Source organism: Micromonospora parastrephiae (assembly GCF_016802865.1).
Taxonomy (GTDB): Bacteria; Actinomycetota; Actinomycetes; order Mycobacteriales; family Micromonosporaceae; genus Micromonospora; species Micromonospora parastrephiae.
In genome coordinates this window covers 1-2,974 of sequence record NZ_JAEVHM010000351.1, presented here as the reverse complement: position 1 = coordinate 2,974, position 2,974 = coordinate 1, and the positions used below count along the sequence as shown (strand labels likewise).

5 protein-coding genes are annotated in these 2,974 nt (G+C 72.4%); 4 read left to right on the top strand and 1 reads right to left on the bottom strand.

The genetic code is table 11. The features are described from left to right. Positions 1-365, bottom strand: a 365-nt coding sequence (locus tag JNW91_RS30830) for a hypothetical protein (protein WP_238426009.1), incomplete at its 3' end; no start/stop codon positions are given. Between the two features lie 153 nt (positions 366-518). On the opposite strand from JNW91_RS30830, the gene rimP reads away from it, so the two are divergent. From rimP to JNW91_RS30810, 4 genes are all read left to right on the top strand, one after another. After that, complete coding sequence (gene rimP / locus JNW91_RS30825; protein ID WP_203178979.1) at positions 519-1,256, top strand: ribosome maturation factor RimP; 738 nt, start codon at positions 519-521, stop codon at positions 1,254-1,256. Beyond that, the gene (gene nusA, locus JNW91_RS30820) at positions 1,253-2,296 is read left to right on the top strand and encodes a transcription termination factor NusA (protein WP_203178978.1); all 1,044 of its coding nucleotides are present in this window, start codon (positions 1,253-1,255) and stop codon (positions 2,294-2,296) included. The genes rimP and nusA overlap by 4 nt, the downstream gene beginning before the upstream one ends. A 16-nt stretch (positions 2,297-2,312) precedes the next feature. Further along, the gene (locus JNW91_RS30815; RefSeq protein ID WP_203178977.1) at positions 2,313-2,645 is read left to right on the top strand and encodes a YlxR family protein; all 333 of its coding nucleotides are present in this window, start codon (positions 2,313-2,315) and stop codon (positions 2,643-2,645) included. A 93-nt stretch (positions 2,646-2,738) separates the two neighbouring features. Continuing rightward, positions 2,739-2,974: translation initiation factor IF-2 N-terminal domain-containing protein (locus tag JNW91_RS30810; RefSeq protein WP_203178976.1), on the top strand; the 236-nt coding region annotated here is incomplete at its 3' end.

The following is a 2,974-nucleotide window of genomic DNA, read 5'->3' as shown; positions in this document are numbered from 1 at the left end:
GTGGTGGTCGGTGCGGCGGCGGGCGCCGAGGGGACCGCGACGCCGATCACCCGGGCCAGTTCGGTGGCGTGCGCGGTGTGCGCCTCGGCGATCGGGCCGAGCCGCTCGGCCAGCTCCGGGTGCGCGGCCGCGCTCGCCCGGTGCGCCGCGGCGAGGCCGAGGGATTCGTCCACCATGGGCCGCAGCGGGTCCGGCGGCGGCGCCGGCTGGTCGTCGCGGTCGAAAAGATCACAGCCGGTCAGCGGCGCGACCGCGCCGCCGAGCGCGAGCAGCGCTCCGGTACGCAGGAGCTTTCGCCGGGATTGTCCGGATGAATGGTCGCGCTGTGTCGTTCTGCCGATCCCCACCGGGCAAGTCAACACCATCCGGGCCGCTGCGGGGGCCACCGGCGTCGGTGCGCCGCCCGGCCCGCTGCCCGGCAGGCGCGTTACGCTCTGCGCAGCCATCGGCGCGTCCGCTCCGGTGGCGTGCCGGCATGCCGGGACAACGTCCCGGTCGACCAGGGAAAGGGTGCGGAGATGACGCAGCGTGGCCGTGCCACCAGGTCGACGGGTCGACCCCGCGATGGCGCGGGTCCCCGCGGGCCGCGCGAGGGCGGTCCCCGTGGCGGTGATCTCGCGGCGCGGCGTACCCGGTTGCGGACCGTGATCGAGCCGGTCGTCAACGGCGTCGGCTACGACCTGGAGGACCTGTCGGTCTCCCGGGCCGGCCGCCGGCACGTGGTGCGGGTGATCGTGGACCGCGACGGCGGGATCGACCTGGACGCCGTCGCCGACGTCTCCCGCGCGGTCTCGGCCGCGCTGGACGCGGCCGAGGAGGCCGACGGCGACATCGTCGCCGGCGAGTACCAGCTGGAGGTCAGCTCGCCCGGCGTGGACCGGCCGCTGACCCTGCCCCGGCACTGGCGGCGCAACGTGGGCCGGCTGGTCAAGGTCACCGTCCGGGGAGCGGCGTCGTTGCCCGGTCAGCGCGGCGAGCAGGCCACCGGCGACCGGCAGCTGACCGGCCGGGTGGTCGGGGCCGACGACGACGGCGTGCAGCTGGAGACCGACGACGGCCGCGCCTCGTGGGCGTACGCCCAGCTGGGCCCGGGCCGGGTGCAGGTCGAGTTCACCCGCCTCGCGGAGCTGGGCGAGCCGGACGAGCTCGACGACTCGGACGAGACAGACGAGCTCGACGACGCGGACGACACCGACGAGTTCGACGATTCAGACGACATCGACGACGAAGATGATGTGGAGGACGAGGAGAGGTGAACATCGACCTCGCGGCGCTACGCGCACTCGAGCGCGAGCGGGAGATCCCGTTCGACACGATTCTCGCGGCGATCGAGACCGCGTTGCTGACCGCCTACCGGCACACCGACGGCGCCGAGCCGCACGCCCGGGTGGAGATCGACCGCAAGTCGGGCGCCGCCCTGGTGTACGCGCAGGAGATGGACGCCGACGGCAGTCTGGTGCGCGAGTGGGACGACACCCCGCACGACTTCGGCCGGATCGCCGCCATGACCGCCAAGCAGGTGATCCTCCAGCGGCTGCGGGAGGCCACCGACGAGGTGCACTTCGGCGAGTACGTGGGCCGCGACGGTGACCTCGTCACCGGCGTGGTGCAGGCGCACGAGGCGCGCTCCGAGAAGGGCATCGTCAGCGTCGACCTGGGCAAGCTGGAGGGCGTGCTGCCGCAGTCGGAGCAGGTGCCCGGCGAGCGGTACGCCCACGGCGAGCGGATCCGCTGCGTCGTGGTGCACGTGGCCAAGGGCATGCGCGGTCCGCAGATCACCCTGTCCCGGTCGCATCCGGCGCTGGTGAAGAAGCTGTTCGCGCTGGAGGTGCCGGAGATCGCCGACGGCACGGTGGAGATCGGTGCGATCGCCCGTGAGGCGGGTCACCGTACGAAGATCGCCGTCCGCTCCACCACTCCCGGCGTGAACGCCAAGGGTGCCTGCATCGGCCCGATGGGTCAGCGGGTGCGTGCCGTGATGAGCGAGCTGCACGGCGAGAAGATCGACATCATCGACTGGTCGGACGACCCGGCCACCTTCGTCGGCAACGCGTTGTCGCCGGCCAAGGCACTGCGGGTCGAGGTGGTGGACCTGGCCGGCCGGGCCGCCCGGGTGACCGTTCCGGATTTCCAGCTCTCCCTCGCCATCGGGCGGGAGGGGCAGAATGCCCGACTCGCTGCCCGGTTGACCGGTTGGCGGATCGATATTCGGTCCGATGCGGAGCAGACCGCGCCCGCCGCGCGCGGGGCGGCTGATCACGTGCCGGAGCCGGGCAGCGCGATCTCGGGCAGCTAGGGGTAGACTTCCTCCAGTGGTACGACGCGCGCAGCCGGAGCGCACCTGTGTGGGTTGCCGGCAACGTGCGCCGGCCAGCGAATTGCTGCGGATCGTCGCGATCGGGGACGAGGCTGGTCACAGCCTCCGGCCTGATCCGCGCCGCAGGCTGCCGGGTCGGGGGGCGAACATGCACCCGGATCCGGCCTGCTTCGCGCTGGCGGTGCGGCGCCGCGCCTTCGGGCGTGCGTTGCGCATCACCGAGGTCCTCGACCACGGTGAGCTGGCGGAGCACGTCGATGCGCCAACCACTACGTCCGGTCAGCCCGACCGGGCGAGGGTCGCTAGCAGGGTAGGACGACCGACATGAGCACACGATGAAGTCCCTGAAATGACCAGGCTTCAAGTGCACGAGTGAGGTCGCTGCGGGTGCTGCCCGCACGACCTCGGAGTGAGGAGTGCAGTGGCAGGCAAGGCCCGCGTACACGAGCTTGCAAAAGAGCTCGGGGTCGAGAGTAAGACCGTTCTCGCCAAGTTGAAGGAAATGGGCGAGTTCGTGAAGTCCGCGTCCAGCACCGTCGAGGCGCCCGTCGCCCGACGGCTGCGTAACGCATTCGTCGCGTCCGCCGGTGCTCCGGCACCGGCCGCCCCGTCGGCGCCCGCGTCGGCGCCGGCTTCAACCCCGACCCCGACGCCCGC

Bases quoted from the DNA above. Each gene is read 5' to 3' on its own strand.
- rimP (WP_203178979.1), top strand. From the start codon at position 519: ATGACGCAGCGTGGCCGTGCCACCAGGTCGACGGGTCGACCCCGCGAT.